The organism is Psychrobacter sp. 1Y4, assembly GCF_051847555.1.
The window spans coordinates 1-516 of the sequence record NZ_JBPYDE010001158.1; the positions used below are offsets into that span (position 1 = coordinate 1).

1 protein-coding gene is annotated in these 516 nt (G+C 46.1%); it reads left to right on the forward strand.

The window, feature by feature from the left end:
* Positions 1-504, forward strand: a 504-nt coding sequence (locus tag ACS8FC_RS20915; protein ID WP_439298193.1) for a ribonucleotide-diphosphate reductase subunit beta, incomplete at its 5' end; no start/stop codon positions are given.
* Positions 505-516 lie beyond the last annotated feature (12 nt).

The following is a 516-nucleotide window of genomic DNA, read 5'->3' on the forward strand; positions in this document are numbered from 1 at the left end:
GTATCGTTTGCTTGCTCGTTTGCCTTTGCTGAGCGCAAATTGATGGAAGGTAATGCCAAAATCATCAAACTCATCGCTCGTGACGAAGCGCTGCATTTGACAGGTACGCAGCACATGCTGAACCTCATGCGCAACGGTCGTGACGATCCTGAGATGGTCGAGATTGCCGCCGAATGTTTCGATGAAAGTATCGAAATCTTCCGCAAAGCTGCTGAGCAAGAAAAAGAATGGGCAGGCTATCTGTTCAAAGATGGCTCTATGATTGGTTTAAACAAAGACATCCTTTGCCAATACATCGAATACATCACTAACTTGCGTATGGAGACCGTCGGCTTGCCAGCGGCGTTCCCGAACTCAAAATCAAACCCAATCCCATGGATCAACACGTGGTTGTCGTCTGACAATGTGCAGGTCGCCCCGCAAGAGACTGAAATTAGTTCGTACTTGGTTGGTCAGATTGACTCTGATTTATCAAACAGTGATTTTGATGATTTTGAGCTATAAAGGCTCCGAATT